General features: G+C 72.5%; 19 protein-coding genes and 1 pseudogene. 10 read left to right on the top strand and 10 right to left on the bottom strand.

Features of this window, described 5'->3' with window-relative positions:
• Positions 1-628: 628 nt before the first annotated feature.
• The 3 genes and pseudogenes from C7M71_RS06655 to cobU all read right to left on the bottom strand — a co-directional run.
• Positions 629-1426: an adenosylcobinamide-GDP ribazoletransferase gene (locus C7M71_RS06655; protein WP_229758581.1), complete on the bottom strand. Its 798-nt coding sequence runs from the start codon at positions 1424-1426 to the stop codon at positions 629-631.
• Positions 1423-2484, bottom strand: a complete 1062-nt coding sequence (locus C7M71_RS06650) for a nicotinate-nucleotide--dimethylbenzimidazole phosphoribosyltransferase (protein ID WP_111492685.1) — start codon at positions 2482-2484, stop codon at positions 1423-1425. The genes C7M71_RS06655 and C7M71_RS06650 overlap by 4 nt, the downstream gene beginning before the upstream one ends.
• An 18-nt stretch (positions 2485-2502) precedes the next feature.
• Positions 2503-3171 (bottom strand): annotated as a pseudogene (gene cobU, locus C7M71_RS06645) (bifunctional adenosylcobinamide kinase/adenosylcobinamide-phosphate guanylyltransferase); the annotation flags it as partial.
• 8 nt (positions 3172-3179) lie between these two features.
• Here cobU and C7M71_RS06640 point away from each other — a divergent pair.
• Positions 3180-3380 carry a hypothetical protein gene (locus tag C7M71_RS06640; protein WP_111492683.1) on the top strand — a complete coding sequence of 67 codons (201 nt, stop codon included), beginning with the start codon at positions 3180-3182 and terminating at the stop codon, positions 3378-3380.
• 62 nt (positions 3381-3442) lie between these two features.
• Here the strand turns inward: C7M71_RS06640 and C7M71_RS06635 are convergent, their stop codons facing one another.
• From C7M71_RS06635 to C7M71_RS06625, 3 genes are all read right to left on the bottom strand, one after another.
• Positions 3443-4447: an aldo/keto reductase family protein gene (locus tag C7M71_RS06635; protein WP_111492682.1), complete on the bottom strand. Its 1005-nt coding sequence runs from the start codon at positions 4445-4447 to the stop codon at positions 3443-3445.
• 25 nt (positions 4448-4472) lie between these two features.
• Positions 4473-5231: a class I SAM-dependent methyltransferase gene (locus tag C7M71_RS06630; RefSeq protein ID WP_229758580.1), complete on the bottom strand. Its 759-nt coding sequence runs from the start codon at positions 5229-5231 to the stop codon at positions 4473-4475.
• 140 nt (positions 5232-5371) lie between these two features.
• Positions 5372-5968, bottom strand: a complete 597-nt coding sequence (locus C7M71_RS06625; protein ID WP_111492681.1) for a DUF3043 domain-containing protein — start codon at positions 5966-5968, stop codon at positions 5372-5374.
• A gap of 183 nt (positions 5969-6151) precedes the next feature.
• Between C7M71_RS06625 and C7M71_RS06620 the strand changes: the two genes are divergently transcribed.
• Together C7M71_RS06620 and pspAA are read left to right on the top strand one after the other, a co-directional pair.
• Entirely contained in the window at positions 6152-6946 is a 795-nt protein-coding gene (locus tag C7M71_RS06620) for a PspA/IM30 family protein (RefSeq protein WP_229758579.1), read from the top strand.
• Positions 6947-6956: 10 nt separating this feature from the next.
• Positions 6957-7235 carry a PspA-associated protein PspAA gene (gene pspAA / locus C7M71_RS06615; protein ID WP_111492679.1) on the top strand — a complete coding sequence of 93 codons (279 nt, stop codon included), beginning with the start codon at positions 6957-6959 and terminating at the stop codon, positions 7233-7235.
• A 74-nt stretch (positions 7236-7309) separates the two neighbouring features.
• On the opposite strand, the gene nadA is transcribed toward pspAA, so the two are convergent.
• Positions 7310-8494 carry a quinolinate synthase NadA gene (gene nadA, locus C7M71_RS06610; RefSeq protein ID WP_111492678.1) on the bottom strand — a complete coding sequence of 395 codons (1185 nt, stop codon included), beginning with the start codon at positions 8492-8494 and terminating at the stop codon, positions 7310-7312.
• 222 nt (positions 8495-8716) lie between these two features.
• Between nadA and C7M71_RS06605 the strand changes: the two genes are divergently transcribed.
• Entirely contained in the window at positions 8717-9208 is a 492-nt protein-coding gene (locus tag C7M71_RS06605; protein ID WP_111492677.1) for an Lrp/AsnC family transcriptional regulator, read from the top strand.
• Positions 9209-9526: 318 nt separating this feature from the next.
• Entirely contained in the window at positions 9527-10894 is a 1368-nt protein-coding gene (locus C7M71_RS06600; RefSeq protein WP_229758578.1) for a pyridoxal phosphate-dependent decarboxylase family protein, read from the top strand.
• Between the two features lie 36 nt (positions 10895-10930).
• On the opposite strand, the gene C7M71_RS06595 is transcribed toward C7M71_RS06600, so the two are convergent.
• Entirely contained in the window at positions 10931-11809 is an 879-nt protein-coding gene (locus C7M71_RS06595; protein WP_111492676.1) for a GNAT family N-acetyltransferase, read from the bottom strand.
• Between the two features lie 261 nt (positions 11810-12070).
• On the opposite strand from C7M71_RS06595, the gene erpA reads away from it, so the two are divergent.
• Positions 12071-12424: an iron-sulfur cluster insertion protein ErpA gene (gene erpA, locus C7M71_RS06590; protein ID WP_111492675.1), complete on the top strand. Its 354-nt coding sequence runs from the start codon at positions 12071-12073 to the stop codon at positions 12422-12424.
• Between the two features lie 74 nt (positions 12425-12498).
• Here erpA and C7M71_RS06585 read toward each other — a convergent pair whose 3' ends face one another.
• On the bottom strand, positions 12499-13224 hold the full coding sequence (locus C7M71_RS06585; RefSeq protein WP_162824155.1) for a hypothetical protein: 726 nt from the start codon (positions 13222-13224) through the stop codon (positions 12499-12501).
• Positions 13225-13546: 322 nt separating this feature from the next.
• On the opposite strand from C7M71_RS06585, the gene C7M71_RS06580 reads away from it, so the two are divergent.
• Positions 13547-14524 (top strand): carbohydrate kinase family protein, encoded by a 978-nt coding sequence (locus tag C7M71_RS06580; protein WP_162824154.1) that lies wholly within the window; start codon positions 13547-13549, stop codon positions 14522-14524.
• On the opposite strand, the gene C7M71_RS06575 is transcribed toward C7M71_RS06580, so the two are convergent.
• Positions 14525-15967, bottom strand: coding sequence for a cysteine desulfurase/sulfurtransferase TusA family protein (locus C7M71_RS06575; RefSeq protein ID WP_114914673.1), 1443 nt, complete (start codon positions 15965-15967; stop codon positions 14525-14527).
• Between the two features lie 354 nt (positions 15968-16321).
• Between C7M71_RS06575 and ctaC the strand changes: the two genes are divergently transcribed.
• The 3 genes from ctaC to C7M71_RS06560 are packed head-to-tail and all read left to right on the top strand — an operon-like array spanning position 16322 to position 19316.
• Complete coding sequence (ctaC, locus tag C7M71_RS06570) at positions 16322-17167, top strand: aa3-type cytochrome oxidase subunit II (protein WP_111491916.1); 846 nt, start codon at positions 16322-16324, stop codon at positions 17165-17167.
• Positions 17164-18918, top strand: a complete 1755-nt coding sequence (gene ctaD / locus C7M71_RS06565) for an aa3-type cytochrome oxidase subunit I (RefSeq protein WP_111491917.1) — start codon at positions 17164-17166, stop codon at positions 18916-18918. Before ctaC ends, ctaD begins: the two co-directional genes overlap by 4 nt.
• Entirely contained in the window at positions 18918-19316 is a 399-nt protein-coding gene (locus tag C7M71_RS06560) for a cytochrome c oxidase subunit 4 (RefSeq protein ID WP_111491918.1), read from the top strand. Before ctaD ends, C7M71_RS06560 begins: the two co-directional genes overlap by 1 nt.
• Positions 19317-19486: the final 170 nt, after the last annotated feature.

The following is a 19486-nucleotide window of genomic DNA, read 5'->3' as shown; positions in this document are numbered from 1 at the left end:
CGTCGGCGGACCCCGCCCTCCGACATCAGGCCCTGTGATGTGAGGGCTGCGCAAGGGGTTCCCGGGCTGTCCGTGCCTCACGCATGGTAGTCCGCATACTGGACGGCTGCGGCTCCGGGCGGCACCCATTCCCCAACCACAGCGGCGGGTACTCGCCACCGGCGGCTGAACGCCAGGTTTTTTGTGGCTCGCTCGCCGCCGGGCGCCCTGTTGCCGATGCCGACACTCGTCGCTCCGGCACTCGCTCCTTCGTCGCTCGCTTGTCGCTCCTCGCTTTCGGCATCGTCGGCGCCCTTTGGCTCGCTCGCCCTTCCCAGTACAACCGGGGGTCACCCGTTCCCGCTCGGGACCTTGGCGGGTATCCCGTGCTCGCTCGCCCTTCCCAGTGCAACCGGGGGTCACCCGTTCTCGTCGGGACCTTGGCGGGTATCCCGTGCTCGCTCGCCCTTCCCAGTGCAACCGGGGGGCACCCGTTCCCGTCGGGATCTCGGCGGGTATCCCGTGCTCGCTCGCCCGGGCCAGTGCGCCGGGGGGCACCCGTTCCTGGCGGGATCTCGGCGGGTATCCCGTGCTCGCTCGGCCTTCCCGTTCCACCGGGGGTCACCGTTCCAGCAGCCCTTGGGCTTGGTCAGGCGGTTGGGGGCAGCAGGGTGAGGGCGAGCAGGGTGGCGGTGGCCGTTGTCTCTGCGAGGGCGCCCAGGACGTCGCCGGTGATGCCGCCGAAGCGCCGTACGCAGCGCCGCAGCAGGAGCAGGCCGCAGCCCACGCCGAGCAGCAGCGCCACCGGGTAGCGGGCCGCCGCCGGGCCGTGCGTGAACGCCGCCGCCCCTAGCAGCAGCAGTGCCCAACCGGTCGTCACCGCTGCGGCGGCGGGGGTGTTCACCGTGCCGGCGACGGCGGCGCCCAGGCCGCTGGGGCGGGCGGGCGGGACCGGGCGGCGGCAGCCCCAGGCGAGGGCGCAGCGTGCCGCCACCGCTGCCGTCACCACCGCGAGCGCGCCCCGCCAGGCGCCTGTGCCGTATGCCTGGGCCAGCGCCGCGACCTGACCGAGCAGCACCAGTACCAGCGTCACCACCCCGAACGGGCCGATGTCCGACTGCTTCATGATGCGCAGCGCGTCCTCGGCCGGTTTGCCGCTGCCCAGCCCGTCGGCGACATCGGCCAGCCCGTCCAGGTGCAGCCCTCGGGTCAGCCAGGCCGGTACGGCGACCGCCGCCACCGCCGCCGTCAGCGGGCCGCCGCCGAGCAGGGAGACCGCAGCTCCGCAGGCGGCGGCGGTGGCGCCCAGGACCAGGCCCACCAGGGGCGCCCAGAGCATCGCGGCCCCGGCGGTCGGCCGGTCCCAGCGGTCCACCCGGACCCGCAGGACCGAGAGCGTGCCGAAGGCGAACCGCAGCCCGTGCAGCGGCGGCAGACCGGGCCTCACGTGGTGGGCTCGGCCTCGGCCGGGGGGAGTTCGGCGAGCGTCGCGGCGGCTGCCTGGAGCAGGGGCAGGGCCATCAGGGCGCCGACGCCCTCGCCCATGGTGATCCGCTGGTCCTGGAGCGGGTCCAGGGTGAGCCGGTCGTATGCCTTGATCAGCGCCGGTTCCCCGGTCGCCTGCCCGGCCCGCCACCACTCGGGCGCCCGGAAGGCGATCCGCTGCGCCACCAGGGCGCAGGCCGCCGACACCACGCCGTCCAGCAGCACCGGGGTACGCCGTACCGCGCTCTGCAGCAGGAACCCGGTGATCGCGGCGAAGTCCGCGCCGCCGGTCGCGGCCAGCAGCGCGAGCTGGTCGCCGAGCACCGGCCGGGCCCGCCGCAGCGAGTCCCGGATCGCGGCGCACTTGACCATCCACACCCGGTCGTCGATGCCCGAGCCGCGCCCGGTCACCGCCGCCGCGTCGGTCCCGCAGAGCGCGCCGACCAGCACGGCGGCGACCGTGGTGGAGCCCGCGCCGAGGTCGCCCAGGACCACCAGGTCGGTGCCGGAGTCGGCCTCCTCGTCGGCGACCGCGACCCCGGCCAGGAAGGCCCGCTCGGCCTCGTCCTGGGTGAGCGCGTCCTCGATGTCGATCCGGCCGGAGCCGCGCCGCACGCGGTGCCGTACGACCTCGGCCGGGAAGGCGTCCTCCTCGGCGTCCACCGCCATGTCCACGACCCGGACCCGGGCCCCGAACCGCCGGGCCAGCACATTCACCGGCGCCGCGCCGTCCAGCACGGTCCGCACCCGGGCTGCGGTGCCCCCGGCCGGCAGTGCCGAGACGCCCAGCGAGGCGATCCCGTGGTCGCCCGCGAAGAGCAGCACCCGGGGCTGCTCCACCGACCGCAGCGGCCACTGCCCCTGAACGCCCGCCAGCCAACCGCCCAGCTCCTGGAGCTGACCCAGTCCGCCGCGCGGCAGGTCGAGCGCGGCCCACCGCTCCTCGGCGGCCCGCCGGGCGGTCTCGTCGGGCCGCTCCACCAGGGAGGAGAACGCATCCAGATCCACAGTGCTGTCCATCGGCACGAAGGCTACCGGTCAGCCCTGCCGGATCGGCAACACCTGCCCGGCCACCACCAGCAGCACCCGCTCCGAGGCCTCCGCCAGGGCCATGTTGAGCCGCCCCAGCTCGTCCCGGAACCGGCGGCCCGCAGCGGTGGCCGGCACCACGCCCATGCCCACCTCGTTGCTCACCGCGACCACGGTGCGCCGGGTCTCCCGCCAGGCCGCCGCCAGTGACGCGGCCCGCGCCTGCACCGCCCGCTCGCCGCCGCCGGACCAGACCGCGTCGTCCCAGGCGCCGCAGTCGTCCATCACCCCGGTGAGCCAGAGCGCCAGGCAGTCCACCAGCAGCGGGGCCGGGTCGGCGGGGTCGCGGAGCAGCGGTTCCAGGTCGCAGGTCTCGGCGGTACGCCAGGAGGCCGGGCGCCGCTCGCGGTGCAGCGCCACCCGCTGCGCCCACCCGGCGTCGCCCTCCCGGGTGCCGCCGGTGGCCACGTACAGCACATCGGCGTGGTCGGCCAGCAGCTGCTCGGCCCGGGTGGACTTGCCGGACCGGGCGCCGCCGAGGATCAGGGTGCGCGTCATGCGGCCATCCTGACCTGCGGGCCGCGTGGCAGCGCCGTCGGGGTGGTGATCAGCGGGCCACCGCTCGGCTACTGTGCGCACTGACGGCGCGGCGCACGCCGCGCGGAGACGACCGGGAGGAGCCGGGCATGGCGTGGACGTGGCGGTATGAGAAGGCCGACGGCTCCGTGGTGGCCCCGGCGGGGGGCCAGGAGGAGTTCCCGACCCAGGGCGACGCGGAGTCCTGGATCGGCGAGAGCTGGCAGCAGCTGCTGGAGGACGGGATCGACCAGGCGGCGCTGCTGGAGGACGGCAGCGCCGTCTACACCATGAGCCTGCACGAGGGCTGAGCGCGACGCGGAGGGGCGGCAGCCGACCGGCTGCCGCCCCTCCGTGCTGCTGCGTGCGGGTCTTACGGGCGGGTCTTGGGCGACCCCTCGGCGGTGCGCGCCGGGTCGCGCTCGACCACCGGGTCGAGGACGGCGTCGATGGCGCTGAGCAGCTCCGGCTCCAGCTTCACCCCGGCCGCCTTGACGTTCTCGCCGACCTGCTCGGGCCGGGAGGCGCCGATGATGGCGGCGGAGACATTGGGGTTCTGGAGCACCCAGGCGACCGCCAGCTGGGCGAGCGACAGGCCCGCCTGGTCGGCGAGCGGCTTCAGCCGCTGCACCCGCTCCAGCACGTCGTCGCCCAGGAAGCGGGAGACCATGGTGGCGCCGCCCTTGGAGTCGGTGGCGCGGCTGCCGGCCGGCGGCGGGGTGCCCGGCGTGTACTTGCCGGTGAGCACGCCCTGGGCGATCGGCGACCAGACGATCTGTCCCAGTCCCAGCTCCTCGCAGGTGGGCACGACCTCGGCTTCGATCACCCGCCACAGCATCGAGTACTGCGGCTGGCTGGAGACCAGCGGCACCCGCAGCTCCTGGGCGAGCGTGTGGGCCTCGCGGATCTGCTGGGCGGTCCACTCGGAGACGCCGATGTAGAGCGCCTTGCCGGACCTGACCACGTCGGCGAAGGCCACCATGGTCTCCTCCAGCGGGGTGGAGGGGTCGTAGCGGTGCGCCTGGTAGAGGTCGACATAGTCGGTCTGGAGCCGGCGCAGCGAACCGTCGATGGACTCCATGATGTGCTTGCGGCCCAGACCCCGGTCGTTGCGGCCGGGCCCGGTCGGCCAGAAGACCTTGGTGAAGATCTCCAGCCCTTCCCGGCGCTCGCCCTTCAGCGCCCGCCCGAGGACGGCTTCGGCGCGGGTCTCGGCGTAGACGTCGGCCGTGTCGTAGGTGGTGATCCCGGCGTCCAGGGCGGCACGCACACAGGAGAGCGCGGCCTCCTCCTCGACCTGGGAACCGTGGGTGAGCCAGTTGCCGTACGCGATCTCGCTGATGATGAGGCCGCTGCGGCCGAGATGACGAAATTCCATGCAGGCGACTGTAACCCGCGGATGATCACACCGCAGCGCGTCTGGCCCCCACCACATGGAGCAGCGGGGCCACCTGCCGGTACGGGTCGGTGCGGCCGGCCCGCTCCTCCGCCTCCAGCAGCTGGGCCAGCTGCCGGCCGTCGGCGGGCAGCGGGGCGTCGTCCGGGACCGCGTCGGTGAAGACCCGTACGCCGTACCAGTGCCGCAGCGGGACGTCCATCGAGCCCAGCACCGGGGCCAGCTGCTCCAGCCGGTCGGCGCGGGTCGGCGGGCCGAGCAGGCCGGTGTGCCGGAGGCCACCGTCCTGGCCGCCGTCGAACGCCTGGAGCGCCGCCCGCCAGTCGCCGGTGAGACCCGGCCGCATGGCCACTGCGCCGCCGTTGCGCACCAGCAGCGACAGCAGCCCGCCGGGGGCCAGCACCCGGGCCAGCGAGGCCAGCATCGGGCCGGGCTCGGGCAGGTACATCAGCACGCCGTGGCAGAGCACCACATCGAAGCTGCCGGGCCCGAACCACCGGCCGCACTCGCGGCCGTCGCCCGCCAGCAGCCGGGCACGGGCCCGCACCTCGGCCGATTCCGCGGCCAGCGCGGCCTGCGCCGCGCCGAGGGCGACCGGATCGGAGTCCAGGCCGGTCACCAGGTGTCCGGCGCGGGCCAGCCGCAGCGCCTGGACGCCCTGCCCGCAGCCGGTGTCCAGCACCCGCAGCGGCCGTCCGGGGCCGTCCTCGCCGAAGTGTTCCGCCAGCTGCTCGGCGAGCTGCCGGGAGACCAGCTCCTGCCGCACCGTGTTGCGCAGGCCCCCCAGGTGGGAGAGCCACGCCCCGGCGCCGGGGGTGAAGCCGGCGGCCGGGGCGGGAAGGTGGTCATGACCGCCGGCGTGCTGCTCGGGCAGCCCGCCGGACCAGGACGGGACCGGCGCCGTACTCAGAGCTTGGCCCCCCGCTTGACCTGCGGCTTGGGCAGCCGCAGCCGCCGCATCTGGAGGGTGCGCATCAGCGCGTAGGCGGTGGCGCCCTTGTGGCTCTCCTTGGGGAGGCGCTCCCGGAGCTGCTTGCGCAGGCCCAGGGCGTGCCGGACGGAGTCCAGCACGATCGCCACGATGATCACCAGCCAGAGCATCAGCGAGAGGAACTGGAGGGCCGGGTTGCGCACCACGCTGAGGATCAGGATCACCACGGCGAAGGGCAGGAACCACTCCGCGACGGTGAAGCGGGAGTCGACGTAGTCCCGGGCGAAGCGCCGCACCGGTCCCTTGTCACGGGGCGGCAGCGCCCGCTCGTCCCCGTTGAGCAGCGCCAGGCGCTGCTTCTCCCGCTCGGCGCGCATCCGGGTGCGGGCGTCCCGGGCGGCCTCCTTGCGGTCCTTGGGGACGGAGGCGCGGGTGCGGCGGTTGGCCTGCGCCTCGCTGCGCTTGGGCGTGGGCCTGCCCTTGGGCGCCTGCGGGTCGCGGGACTGGGCGGTCTGCTCGTCCGCGAGTGCGGTGGCAGCGGCGGGGTCATCCTGGGAACGGCGTCGGAACACGTAGAGAAGAGTACGTGGTGTCGGCGTCCGACCCCTAGTGCCCTTATCCGTCGTGCGGACGATGCCGCTCCGGCCTCCGGTGTAGCAGTCTTGTTGCAGGCAGGTGCGGTGCGGCAGGCACCCCGGTGCCCGTAGTGTTGGTACGAGAGAACAGCTGGCCTGAGAAGGGGGCGCCCGAGGCCCATGAGCGACGGAATCATGAAGCGGATGGGGATGGTCTTCCGCTCCAAGGCGAACAAGGCCTTGGACCGGATGGAGGACCCGCGCGAGACGCTCGACTACTCGTACCAGAAGCAGCTTGAGCTGCTTCAGAAGGTGCGCCGGGGTGTGGCCGATGTCGCCACGTCGCGCAAGCGCCTTGAGCTCCAGCTCCAGCAGTTGCAGCAGCAGTCGGCGAAGTACGAGGACCAGGGGCGCAAGGCGCTCTCCCTGGGCCGCGAGGACCTCGCGCGCGAGGCGCTGACCCGCAAGGGTGCGCTGGCGCAGCAGATCGGCGATCTGGAGACGCAGTACCAGCAGTTGCAGGGCGAGGAGGAGAAGCTGACGCTCGCCTCGCAGCGGTTGCAGGCCAAGGTGGACGCCTTCCGTACCAAGAAGGAGACCATCAAGGCCACATACACCGCGGCCCAGGCGCAGACCAGGATCGCGGAGTCCTTCTCCGGCATCTCCGAGGAGATGGGCGATGTCGGCCTGGCCATCCAGCGGGCGGAGGACAAGACCGCCCAGTTGCAGGCCCGGGCCGGGGCGATCGACGAGCTGCTGGCCTCGGGTGCGCTGGACGACCCGAGCGGCATGCGCAAGGACGACATCGAGGCGGAGCTGGAGCGGATCGGCGGCGGCGCCGATGTCGAGCTGGAGCTGGCCAGGATGAAGGCGGAGCTCTCCGGCGGTTCGCCGCAGCAGGCGCTGGAGCAGGGCAACGGCCAGCAGCAGCCGCAGTCCGCACCGCAGGACACCCCCAACCGCTTCGAGAAGTGAGGGGGCCGTCATGATCGTCCGGATCATGGGGGAGGGGCAGCTGGATGTGGCCGAAAGCCACCTCGACCGGCTGAACCAGCTCGACGACGAACTGCTCGCCGCCCTGGAGCGGGGCGACGAGGGCCTTTTCCGCACCGCGCTGGGCAATCTGCTGACGGCGGTGCGGGAGGCCGGTTCGCCGAGGCCGGAGGAGTCCCTGGAGCCCTCCGACCTGATCCTGCCGGCCGCGGACGCCACGGTGGAGGAGGTCCGCCGCCTGCTGCGCGACGACGGCCTGATCCCCGGCTGAGCGCGGCGGCAGCGCACCACACGCGGGAGGGCCCCGGCGACATGCCGGGGCCCTCCCGCGTTCAGCGGCACCTGCTACGGCAGGGCCAGCATCCGGTCCAGCGCCGCCTTGGCGAAGGTCTCGGTCTCGGCGTCGACCTCGATCCGGTTGACCACCCGGCCGTCGGCGAGCGACTCCAGCGCCCACACCAGGTGCGGCAGGTCGATGCGGTTCATGGTGGAGCAGAAGCAGACCGTCCGGTCCAGGAAGACGATCTCCTTGTCCGGGTGGGCCTTGGCCAGCCGGCGCACCAGATTGAGCTCGGTGCCGATGGCCCAGCTGGAGCCGGCCGGGGCCGCGTCCAGCGCCTTGATGATGTACTCGGTCGAGCCGACCAGGTCGGCCGCCGACACCACCTCGTGCCGGCACTCCGGGTGGACCAGCACGGTCACCCCGGGGATGCGGGCGCGGACCTCGTTCACCGAGTCCAGCGAGAAGCGGCCGTGCACCGAGCAGTGGCCGCGCCAGAGGATCATCTTCGCGGCGCGCAGCTGCTCCGGGGTGACCCCGCCGCCCGGCTTGTGCGGGTTGTAGACCACGCAGTCGTCGAGCGAGAAGCCCATCTCGCGGACGGCGGTGTTGCGGCCCAGGTGCTGGTCGGGCAGGAAGAGCACCTTCTCGCCCTGGCCGAAGGCCCACTCCAGCGCCCGCTTGGCGTTGGAGGAGGTGCAGATGGTGCCGCCGTGACGGCCGGTGAACGCCTTGATGTCGGCGGAGGAGTTCATATACGAGACGGGGACGGTGGTCTCCGCGACCCCGGCGTCGGTGAGCACGTCCCAGCACTCGGCGACCTGCTCGGCGGTGGCCATGTCGGCCATGGAGCAGCCGGCGGCCAGGTCGGGCAGGATCACCTGCTGCCGGTCCGAGGTGAGGATGTCGGCGGACTCCGCCATGAAGTGCACACCGCAGAAGACGATGTACTCCGCCTCGGGGCGGGCGGCGGCGTCGCGGGCCAGCTTGAAGGAGTCGCCGGTGACATCGGCGAACTCGATGACCTCGTCCCGCTGGTAGTGGTGGCCGAGGATGAAGACGCGCTCGCCGAGGCGTGCCTTGGCGGCGCGGGCGCGCTCCACCAGGCCCGGGTCGGAGGCGGCGGGGAGGTCCCCGGGACACTCGACGCCGCGCTCGCTGTCCGGGTCGGCGTCGCGGCCGAGGAGCAGCAGGGCAAGGGGGGTGGGCTGGACGTCCAGCAGAGGCTCTGCGACGGGTGTGGTGGTCACGGGCCGATGCCCTTCTTCGATCGCCAACGGCTTTTCGTCTATCTGACGTTATCTATCATAACCCGTTCGTGTCAGATTGACGATGGCCACTCTGTCGATGTGACGCGGGCGACCATGGTGATCCCGGCACCGAATCCCAGGCATTAGCCTGGTGAGGGCGTTGATTCTCAAGGGCCCCGGGGTACATCGCCCCGCCTTCACCAACTGCGGGAGCCGCATCCCATGAGTACGAGCCGTCCCGTCGGCCACGGCCCGCTCCCGCCCCTGCACTCCGCGCCCGACGCCGACCTGGACGACATCGACCGGCGGCTGCTGCGTCGGCTCGGCGAGGACGGCCGCGCCTCGTACGCCCGCATCGGCGCCGAGGTCAACCTCTCCGCCACCGCCGTCAAACGGCGCATCGACCGGCTGCGCGCCCGTGGCGTGGTGCGCGGCTTCACCGTGGTCCTCGACCCCCGGCTGCTCGGCTGGGGCACCGAGGCGTTTGTGGAGGTCTACTGCCGCGAACGCACCTCGCCCGAGGAGATCCTGGCCAGCCTGCGGCAGTTCCCCGAGGTGGTCGCCGCCTGGACGGTCACCGGCGACCCCGACGCCCTGGTCCACCTGCGCGCCGCCGACATGCGCCACCTGGACGCCGTGATCGAGCGCATCCGCCGCGAACCGGGCGTCCAGCGCAGCCGCAGCTCCGTCGTCCTCTCCCGGCTGATCGGCTGAGGCGCTGATCGGCTGAGGCGCTGATCGGCTTACCGTGCGGGAATCCATGCAGGAATCCTGCATGGACCCCGGCGAACACGCCCGAATGCTGCGCGCCGTGCAAAAGATCGACGCGCGCCCGGCGCCGCCCCCTGCCTAGGCTGAACCCCGTCCGGCTGCGCCCCTGACGCCCCTGCGGAGATCCGCCGGGCGCGGGCCCGCCCGGCCCGGGACCGCTCCGGCGACATGCGTGCGACCAGTGATCATCGCCGAGTTCGCCGGAGCTCCCGGTCCCCCCCGCCCCGCCCCACACCTCAGCCGCCGCCGAGAGGGATGCCCGTGTCCGCTGTGCCGCACCGCATGCACCAGTACGACGCCTCACTGGTCGACCTGGTCTTCGACTACATGCGGGCCCGCCTCCAGTACGACCCGGTCCCGCTGGACCACCCCGGGGACGGCGACAAGCTCCGCGCCCACCTGGACGGGCTGCTGAACGAGCACGGCAACGACCCCGCCGAGGTGATGAAACTCTACGACCAGCACCTCAGCCGGGCCGTGATCTCCGCCGACAGCCCGCGCTACCTCTCCTTCATCCCCTGCGCCCCCACCAAGGCCGCACTCCTCTTCGACATGGTGGTCTCCTGCGCCTCCCTCCAGGGCATCTCCTGGCTGGAGGCGGCCGGCGCCATCGCCGCCGAGAACCAGGTGCTCCGGCTGATCTCCGACCGGGCCGGACTGCCCGCCACCGCCGGCGGCTGCTTTGTCTCCGGCGGCTCGGCCGGCAACCTCTCCGCCCTGGTCGTCGCCCGCGACACCGCCCGCCGCAAGCACGGCGTCGACGCCCGCGCCCGGCTGCGGATCGCGGTCAGCGACCAGGCCCACTCCTCGATCATCAACACCCTCAACATCATCGGAGTGGAGGCCCTGGTCGTCCCCACCGAGGGACACCGCCTCACCGGCGAGGCGCTGCGCGCCGCCATCGAAGCCGACGACGACCGGCCGTCCATCATCGGCGTCGTCGCCACCGCCGGGACCACCAACGCCGGCATCATCGACGACCTGGCAGGCGTGGCCGACGTGGCCGGCCACTTCGACCTCTGGTTCCATGTGGACGGCGCCTACGGCGGCGCGGGCCTCTTCGCCCCCTCCGTCCGCGACCGCTACCAGGGCATCGAGCGCGCCGACTCCTTTGTGGTCGACCCGCACAAGTGGCTCTTCGCACCGTTCGACTGCGCCGCGCTGATCTACCGCAAGCCGTGGCTGGCCAAGGGCGTGCACACCCAGGACGCCTCCTACCTGGACTGCCTGCACACCGAGGGCGAGGAGTGGAACCCCACCGACTACGCCTACCACCTCACCCGCCGCGCCCGTGGCCTGCCGCTCTGGTTCTCACTGGCGGTGCACGGCACCGAGGCGTACACCGACGCCATCGAGGAGGGGCTGCGGCTCGCCCGCGACACCGCGCAGCTGATCCGGGAGAGCGAGCACCTGGAACTGGTCCGCGACCCGGAGCTGTCCGCCGTCGTCTTCCGCCGCAAGGGCTGGGGCTCCCACGACTACTACGACTGGTCGCACCGGCTGCTGGCCGGGCAGGTCGGCTTTGTCACCCCCACCGGCTGGGAGGGCGAGACCGTCGCCCGCTTCGCCTTCCTGCACCCCGGCACCAGCATGGCGATGGTGCGGGAGATCCTGGCCACCATGGCCTGACCGGCGCCCGCGCCCGAACGGCCGCTCACAGGCTGCTCACAGAAAGCCGCCGTTGGGCACATACGGCGACGGCGGACGCATCCCGCGCAGCGCCAGATAGCCCCGGTTGGAGAGCGCCAGCCCCGCCTCCAGCCCGACGTCCACCGCCCACTCCTGCTCGGCGGTCAGCTCGGCCACCGACGCCTCGACCCCGTCCGGCACCCGGGCCAGCGCCTCCCGCAGCAGCCGCACCGCCAGCCGCCGCGAGGTGGCGGCCAGCAGCGTCACCCGGCCGCCGCGCCGGTAGCAGTAGCCGCTGCCCGCCAGGGTGTCGGCGACCAGCAGCTCGTCCGAGTGCAGCGCCAGGAAGTCGTGGTCCACCCCGTGCGAGGCGCCGCGCACCAGCCGGTCCACCGACTCCAGCAGATGCCGGTGCGCGGCCCCGCCCGGATGCACCGGAATCTCCCCCGGGTCGCGCAGCCCCGAGCGGTCCACCGGGCCGCGCAGCCCCATCACGGGGTACAGGGTGAACCCGGCCCGCCGGTAGCGCCGGGCGGCCCTCGGGTCGGGGGAGGAGCTGATCATCCCGCGCAGGCAGCCCCGCCCGTGCTGGAGCGCCTGCTCCAGCAGCATCAGCCCGACCCCCTTGCCCTGCGCCTCCGGCCGCACCGCGAAGAGGGCGAGAAACCAGGTGCCCTCGCGGCGCCCCGACAGCGCCACCCCGGCCGGCCGGCCGTCCTCCTCGGCCAGCCAGCACCCCTCCGGGCTGTGCCGCGCCAGATGGCGGTACCAGGCCAGCTCCCGTGCCCGGCTCTCCGGCGTCGGCTCCTCCACCGGCTCGCCCCGGGAGACCGCCAGCGCATGGAACGCCGCCTGGGCCACCTCGTACACCGCCTCGGCATCGGCCGCCGTGTCACGCACCGGTCGCAGGATCATGGCTCCACGCTGGCATGGCGCGGGCCGGTCCGGCAGCCTTTCGGTGCTGCTCGGCGCGATCTCGTCGTCGCACGTCCGACCGGGTAGCGGGGCTCTGCTCGGCCGTGACCGCATCGGGCCGGTGTGCGAGCATGGACGCAGCGGGGCCGCCACCCGCCGTGTCCCGGCGGCAGAGGCCCCGGGGTCCACACCCGGAATACCTCCGGGAGGCCGCCGGTTGGTGCTGGTGGCAGTCTGTCGTCAAAGACCGGGAGTATGCAGATGACCGTCCAGGACGAGACCACCGTCGAAAGTGGCATCATCCTCACCGATGCCGCCGCGGCCAAGGTCAAGGGCCTGCTCGAACAGGAGGGCCGCGAAGACCTCGCGCTGCGGGTCGCGGTCCAGCCGGGTGGCTGCTCCGGCCTGCGCTACCAGCTCTTCTTCGACGAGCGCTCGCTCGACGGCGACGTCGTCAAGGACTTCGGCGGCGTCAAGGTCGTCACCGACCGGATGAGCGCGCCCTACCTGGGCGGGGCCACCGTCGACTTCGTCGACACCATCGAGAAGCAGGGCTTCACCATCGACAACCCCAACGCCACCGGCTCCTGCGCCTGCGGCGACTCCTTCAGCTGATCGGCAGACGGCGGGCGGCGGCTCCGGGATCCCCCGAGGCCGCCGCCCGCCGTATGTCCGCTGACTGTCCGCTGCTAGTGGGGGACCTTCGCGGTGGGCGCGACCACGCCCGGGCGCGGCATCACCGGCGGCCTGGCACCGTGCACCAGTGCCGTGCCGGTGGTCGCGTCGACCACCCGCCGGGCGCCCAGCGGCTGCTCCAGATCCGCCCGCACCGGCTGGTACTTGGCGATCATCGGACAGACCTCGCCCTCGGCCGCCGGCTTGTCCACCACCACCCGTACGGCCACCTCGCCGTCCCGGGACTCATCGGTCCGCAGCGCATAGGTCTCGCAGACGCCGCCCCAGAACCACACCGTCAGCTGCTTGCCGTCCACGGTGTACGAGCGCGCCGCGTGGGCGCCGGTCCCGTCCGGCCGACCGCCGGGCAGGCTCGCGGAGGGAGCACCCTCGGGCGGCCGTACCTCGATCGGCCCGCCCTTGCCGGCGGCCGGCGGCGCGGCCGGCGCCCCGTCCGCGGCTCCGGGGGCCGCCGCCGCATCCACCCGGGCGGTGTCCTGCACCCGGTCGGAGCCGGAGGTGCCATGCGCCAGCCAGGCGGTGCCGCCGCCCACCACCAGCACCGCCACCGCCGCCGCCAGCGACATCGGCCACCCCCGGCGCAGCCGCCGACCGGCCCCCGCCGCGCCCCCGCCGTCCTGCCCGGACGCCCCGGTCGCCGCCCCAGCCGCCGCCTCGGGGCGTGGGGCATCACCGGTGCTCTCGGACTCCCGGGGCTCGGATGCCTTCTCTGGATCCACCGTTCGACCTCCTGGCGCGCGCTCTGCCGGTACGGCCCCGCCGACGCGGAACCGCCGGTGGGACGCGGCCGGTCCGCCACCGGTTCCCATGACCGACGGTCAGTCTCCGTACTCCGCCATTCCGGCCACCAGGGAGGCGGCGCGCGGCGGCACCGCGAAGCCGCCCCGCCACGGCCCCGCCACCCCAGGCTCTCGGACGGTAGTCCCGCGTGCACGCTCCGGAGGCGGATCGCGGCGCTTCCACCGCCCTCGAACCGTGCCCGGGTACCGTGTGAGGGTTCGAACCCGTTCACCCGCGTCCACCCACCGAGGAGACCCCGCCGTGCGCATCGCCGTCACCGGCTCGATCGCCACCGATCACCTGATGACCTTCCCCGGCCGCTTCGCCGACCAACTCGTCGCCGACCAGCTGCACACGGTCTCGCTCTCCTTCCTGGTCGACGCCCTCGACGTGCGCCGGGGCGGCGTGGGCCCCAACATCTGCTTCGGCCTCGGCCTGCTCGGCCTGCGCCCGCTGCTGGTCGGCGCCGCCGGGCCCGACTTCGCCGAGTACCGCTCCTGGCTGGAGCGGCACGGCGTGGACACCGGGTCGGTGCTGATCTCCGAGCTGCGCCACACCGCGCGCTTCGTCTGCACCACCGACGCGGACCACAACCAGATCGCCTCCTTCTACACCGGCGCCATGTCCGAGGCCCGCAACATCGAGTTGAAGCCGATCGCCGACCGGGTCGGCGGGCTGGACCTGGTGCTGATCGGCGCCGACGACCCCGAGGCGATGGTGCGCCACACCCAGGAGTGCCGGGCCCGTGGCTACGCCTTCGCCGCCGACCCCTCCCAGCAGCTGGCCCGGATGGACGGCGACGACATCCGGGAGCTGATCGAGGGCGCGGAGTACCTGCTCACCAATGAGTACGAGGCCGCCCTGATCCAGACCAAGACCGGCTGGACCGCCGACGAGATCCTGGACCGGGTCGGCACCCGGGTCACCACCCTCGGCGCCCGGGGCGTGCGCATCGACCGCCGGGGCGGGCAGCCCATCGAGGTCGGCTGCCCGGAGGAGGAGGCCAAGGTGGACCCGACCGGTGTCGGCGACGCCTTCCGGGCCGGTTTTGTGGCGGGCATCTCCTGGGAGCTCGGCCTGGAGCGCGCCGCCCAGATCGGCTGCATGCTGGCCACCCTGGTCATCGAGACCGTGGGCACCCAGGAGTACGAGCTCCGCCGGGGCCACTTCCTGGAGCGGTTTGCCAAGGCGTACGGCGACACCGCCGCCGCCGAGGTCCGGGCGCACCTCAGCAGCTGATCAGCCGCGCCGCACCACCAGGTAGGCCGTGCCCCGGTCGCCGCCGTAGTCGGCGGCCGGGGCCTCGCCGGCGTACTCCTCGCCGCGCATCCCGCACCAGGCGGGGATGTCCAGCCGGGCCGCCTCGTCGTCGGAGAGCACCGCGACGGTGCCGCCCGCCGGGACCTCGCCGATCCGCTTCGCCAGCTCGATCACCGGGATCGGGCACCGCCGTCCCAGCGCGTTCACCACCAGCACCGGGGCGGGCGCGGAGGCGGCGGAGGGGGGCGCGTCCAGGCCCAGGGGGGCGCGCACCGTGCCCACCACTTCGGGAAGTACCTCCAGGAAGCGCTCCACATCGGCCTCCTCGGCGCCGTACGGCAGCGAGACCCGCACATTGCCCTCGGTCAGCACCCCCATCGCCTTGAGCACATGGCTCGGGGTCAGCGTGCTGGAGGTGCAGGACGAGCCGGAGGAGACCGCGAAGCCGGCCCGGTCCAGCTCGGTGAGCAGCACCTCGCCGTCCACATAGAGGCAGGAGAAGGTCACGATGTGGGGGAGCCGGTGCACCGGGTCGCCCACCACCTCCACATCCGGCACCAGCTGCGGCACCCGCGCCCGGATCCGCTCCACCAGGGCGTGCAGCCGGGCGCCCTCCGCCTCGGCCTCCCCACGTACGGCGCGCAGCGAGGCGGCGGCGGCCACGATCGCCGGGACGTTGACGAAGCCCGGCACCCGGCCGCGCTCCCGCTCGTCGGCGGGCAGCGGGGAGGAGTAGCGCACCCCCTTCCGTACCGCCAGCACCCCCACCCCGGCCGGGCCGCCCCACTTGTGGGCGCTGGCGGCCAGCAGCGACCAGCCGCCGGGGACCGGCACCCGGCCGGCGCTCTGCGCCGCGTCCACCAGCAGCGGCACCCCGGCCGCGGCGCACAGCTCGGCGGCCTCGGCCACCGGCTGCACGGTGCCCACCTCATGGTTGGCGGACTGGAGGCAGGCCAGGGCGGTGGCACCGCCCACCCCGCCGCCGACCCCGCCGACCCCGCCGACCCCGGCGGGCCGCAGCGCGGCGGCGAACCGTGCCGCATTCACCCGCCCCAGCCGGTCCACCGGCACCTCGGTCACCTCGCCGCCGGCCGCCGCGTGCACCTCGGCGGCGTGCAGCAGGCTGGAGTGCTCCACCGCCGAGTGCACCAGGTGACGCCCCGTCCGCCGGTTGCCGGCCAGCGCGCCCAGCACCCCGAGCTGCACGGCCTGGGTACCGGAGGTGGTGAAGGAGACCTCGTCCGGCCGGGCGCCCAGCACCTCGGCGGCGGTCTCCCGCGCGGCGTCCAGCAGCATCCGGGCCCGCCGCCCGTCCCGGTAGAGCCGGGCGGGGTCGGCCCAGCCCTCGTCCAGAGCGGCGGTCAGCGCCTGCCGGGCGACCGGGTGCAGGGGTGCGGTGGAGGCCGCGTCGAAGTAGGGCACATGGCCCACGGTAGCCCGATCCGGGCAGCCCTGAGCGGGCGGACTTACCGCCCGTCAGCCGATCACGGGAATACCCCGCCCGGGGTCTCCTTACGCCTCCCGCGAGACCCCGTCTCAGGCGTCCCCCGATCGGCTGTACGAACCTTGTGACCTGCGATTCCGTGCCGTCAGGGGCTGATCGGGTTCCCGGACGGCGCGTTACCGGGACCTGCCCGTGAGACCCGGATAAGCCTGGAGTAGGGTTTGGCGCGCATAAACATCCAAACCCTGCCCGTGGCCGGGCCCCACCGGGTGAAGGCGCCAAACCTTCCTTCGGCGGGCGCGATCGCGGGCGAGACTTCGGGAAGGCGCTACGTGAGTCCCAACGGCTCCGACCGCTCGCCGCGGCGCACGATGCGGCGGAAGCTGCCTCAGGCGCTGGCACTGGGCCTCGTCATCGCGACCGCCACCGGCTGCTCGTCCCAGGACCTCCCCAGGCTCGGCCTGCCCTCGCCTGTCACCAAGGAAGGACCGATGGTCCTCCAGATGTGGCAGGGTTCCTGGATCGCTGCACTGGTGGTCGGCGTGCTGGTCTGGGGCCTGATCATCTGGAGTGTGATCTTCCACCGGCGCAGCCGCACCAAGGTGGAGGTTCCGCCCCAGACCAGGTACAACGTGCCCATCGAGGCGCTCTACACCGCGGTCCCCATCATCATCGTCTCGGTGCTCTTCTACTTCACCGCGCGTGACGAGACCCGCCTGCTCCACACCTCCAAGAAGCCGGACCACATCGTCAACGTGGTCGGCTTCCAGTGGAGCTGGGCGTTCAACTACGAGAACGACGAGCACGGCAAGAACCCCAACGGCGCCTACGAGGTGGGCTCCCCCGCCCAGCCTCCGACGCTGTACCTGCCGAAGGGCGAGTCCGTTCTCTTCAAGCTGACCTCGCGCGATGTCATCCATGACTTCTGGACGGTCAACTTCCTGATGAAGCAGGACGTCGTCCCGGGTCTGGTGAACCAGTTCGAGGTGACTCCGACCGCCTACGGCACCTTCCGCGGCAAGTGCGCGGAGCTGTGCGGTGTGGACCACTCGCGGATGCTCTTCAACGTCAAGGTCGTCTCCCCGGCCGACTACCAGAAGCATCTGGCGGAGCTCCGGGCCAAGGGCCAGACCGGCGCGGTGCCGTCCGGCCTCATCACCACGGGAAGTGAGAAGTGACCATCCTCAGCGAGCCCCAGCGGGCAACCGGGGGCGCCACTCCGGCCCCGGTGGTCGGGGGTGAACCGCGCACCCGCAAGGGTCGTTCCGCGGTGAAGTGGCTGACCACCACCGACCACAAGACGATCGGCACGCTGTACCTCGGTACGTCGTTCGCCTTCTTCCTGATCGGCGGCGTCCTCGCCCTGGTCATGCGTGCCGAGCTGGCCCGCCCGGGTACCCAGCTGCTCACCAATGAGCAGTTCAACCAGGCGTTCACCATGCACGGCACGATCATGCTGCTGATGTTCGCGACGCCGCTCTTCGCCGGCTTCGCGAACTGGATCATGCCGCTGCAGATCGGTGCGCCGGATGTGGCGTTCCCCCGGCTGAACATGTTCGCCTACTGGCTCTACCTGTTCGGCTCGCTGATCGCGGTCGCCGGCTTCCTCACCCCGCAGGGCGCCGCCGACTTCGGCTGGTTCGCCTATGCGCCGCTCTCCGACGCGGTGCGCACCCCGGGCATCGGCGCCGACATGTGGATCATGGGTCTGGCCTTCTCCGGCTTCGGCACCATCCTCGGCTCGGTCAACTTCATCACCACGATCATCTGCATGCGCGCGCCCGGCATGACGATGTTCCGGATGCCGATCTTCACCTGGAATGTGCTGCTCACCGGTGTCCTGGTGCTGCTGGCCTTCCCGGTGCTCGCCGCCGCGCTCTTCGCGCTGGAGGCGGACCGCAAGTTCGGGGCCCATGTCTTCGATCCGGCCAACGGCGGAGCCATCCTCTGGCAGCACCTCTTCTGGTTCTTCGGCCATCCGGAGGTGTACATCATCGCGCTGCCGTTCTTCGGCATCGTCTCGGAGATCATCCCGGTCTTCAGCCGCAAGCCGATGTTCGGCTACTCCGGTCTGATCGCGGCCACCATCGCCATCGCCGGCCTCTCGGTGACGGTCTGGGCGCACCACATGTATGTCACCGGACAGGTGCTGCTGCCCTTCTTCTCCTTTATGACCTTCCTGATCGCGGTCCCGACCGGGGTGAAGTTCTTCAACTGGCTGGGCACCATGTGGAAGGGGTCGCTCTCCTTCGAGACCCCGATGCTCTGGACGGTCGGCTTCCTGGTCACCTTCCTCTTCGGTGGCCTGACCGGCGTGCTGCTGGCCTCCCCGCCGATCGACTTCCATGTCTCGGACTCGTACTTCGTCGTCGCCCACTTCCACTACGTGGTCTTCGGCACCGTGGTCTTCGCGATGTTCGCGGGCTTCCACTTCTGGTGGCCCAAGATGACCGGCAAGATGCTGGACGAGCGGCTGGGGAAGATCACCTTCTGGACGCTCTTCGTCGGCTTCCACGGCACCTTCCTGGTGCAGCACTGGCTGGGCGCCGAGGGCATGCCCCGCCGGTACGCCGACTACCTGGCGTCCGACGGCTTCACCACCCTGAACACGGTCTCCACCATCGCCTCGTTCCTGCTCGGCCTGTCGATCCTGCCGTTCCTCTACAACGTCTGGAAGACCGCCAAGTACGGCGAGAAGATCACCGTGGACGACCCCTGGGGCTACGGCCGCTCCCTGGAGTGGGCCACCTCCTGCCCGCCGCCGCGGCACAACTTCCTCACCCTGCCGCGCATCCGGTCGGAATCCCCGGCGTTCGACCTGCACCACCCGGAGATCGCCGCTCAGGACTACCTGGAGAACCACGGCGAGCCCGCCAAGCACCTCACCGCTGCCGCGGCCCCGGGTGCGCAGAAGGAGGGGGACGTCTGATGAAGGAACAGGGCAAGATCTTCGGAGGCCTGTCCATCTTCATCCTGGCCGTGGCGATCACCTACGGTCTGTGGTCGAAGGAGGCGGCAGGCACCACCGCGCTCTTCCTCGCGTTCGGTCTCTGCATCTTCATCGCCTTCTACCTGGGCTTCACCGCCCGGCGGGTGGACACCGGGGCCGGTGACAACCCCGAGGCCGAGGTCTCCGACGACGCCGGTGAGCAGGGCTTCTTCAGCCCGCACAGCTGGCAGCCGCTGGGCCTGGGCTTCGGTGGCGCGCTCGCCTTCCTGGGCGTGATCTTCGGCTGGTGGCTGCTCTACTGGTCCCTGCCGATCATCCTGGTCTCCCTCTGGGGCTGGGTCTTCGAGTACTACCGGGGCGAGAACCAGAACCAGTAGCCGCCGGTTCCCAGCGGTTCGACGGCCGGGCCCGGACACCTCCGCGAGGTGTCCGGGCCCGGCCGTCTGTGCACCCGTACGGGTGGCGGACTCACCCGTACGGGGGGTAGCCCTTCCTGCCCGGAATGCCCGGCCCTGTCTGATCTTCCTACGATGTGATCGATCGTCGG

The sequence above is a fragment of the Peterkaempfera bronchialis genome, assembly GCF_003258605.2.
Taxonomy (GTDB): domain Bacteria; phylum Actinomycetota; class Actinomycetes; order Streptomycetales; family Streptomycetaceae; genus Peterkaempfera; species Peterkaempfera bronchialis.
Note: the sequence above shows the minus strand (reverse complement) of the source record. Positions and strands in the feature narration are given on the sequence as shown.

Excerpts from the sequence above, each read along its gene's own strand:
- C7M71_RS06560 (WP_111491918.1), top strand. The coding sequence starts at position 18,918 with ATGAAGGAACAGGGCAAGATCTTCGGAGGCCTGTCCATCTTCATCCTG.
- C7M71_RS06650 (WP_111492685.1), bottom strand. The coding sequence starts at position 2,484 with ATGGACAGCACTGTGGATCTGGATGCGTTCTCCTCCCTGGTGGAGCGG.
- C7M71_RS06605 (WP_111492677.1), top strand. The coding sequence starts at position 8,717 with ATGAGTACGAGCCGTCCCGTCGGCCACGGCCCGCTCCCGCCCCTGCAC.
- C7M71_RS06635 (WP_111492682.1), bottom strand. The coding sequence starts at position 4,447 with ATGGAATTTCGTCATCTCGGCCGCAGCGGCCTCATCATCAGCGAGATC.
- C7M71_RS06640 (WP_111492683.1), top strand. The coding sequence starts at position 3,180 with ATGGCGTGGACGTGGCGGTATGAGAAGGCCGACGGCTCCGTGGTGGCC.
- pspAA (WP_111492679.1), top strand. The coding sequence starts at position 6,957 with ATGATCGTCCGGATCATGGGGGAGGGGCAGCTGGATGTGGCCGAAAGC.
- C7M71_RS06620 (WP_229758579.1), top strand. The coding sequence starts at position 6,152 with ATGAGCGACGGAATCATGAAGCGGATGGGGATGGTCTTCCGCTCCAAG.
- C7M71_RS06595 (WP_111492676.1), bottom strand. The coding sequence starts at position 11,809 with ATGATCCTGCGACCGGTGCGTGACACGGCGGCCGATGCCGAGGCGGTG.
- erpA (WP_111492675.1), top strand. The coding sequence starts at position 12,071 with ATGACCGTCCAGGACGAGACCACCGTCGAAAGTGGCATCATCCTCACC.